The sequence below is a fragment of the Salibacterium sp. K-3 genome (assembly GCF_054052005.1).
On the sequence record NZ_JBSVZE010000013.1, the window covers coordinates 1 to 294 of the forward strand.

1 protein-coding gene is annotated in these 294 nt (G+C 36.7%); it reads left to right on the forward strand.

Features of this window, described 5'->3' with window-relative positions; genetic code table 11:
• Nucleotides 1–47 precede the first annotated feature (47 nt).
• Nucleotides 48–294: DUF4372 domain-containing protein (locus ACW9JV_RS19320; protein ID WP_457337525.1), on the forward strand; the 247-nt coding region annotated here is incomplete at its 3' end.

Here is a 294-nt window from a genome sequence, read left to right on the forward strand (position 1 = left end):
AAGTACAGGTGGTTCCTGTCCAAATCCAAAAGTAAAGGATAATCCGTATGGACAAGAATACACTAAAATCATCATTTGGTAAATGGGTTTCACCTATAAATACGAAAAAACTATTTGAACAAGTAGAAGAAAATAAACAAGATTACTACACAAAAAAGCTAACAACTGCAGGGTATATAAAGCTCATGTTACTTGCCCAACTGCAAGGATTCGAGAGCTTGGAAGAAATGAGCGATGCCCTAATAGATGATGGACTTCAGAAAGCACTGGGGTTTGAATCGATTAGTACATCTC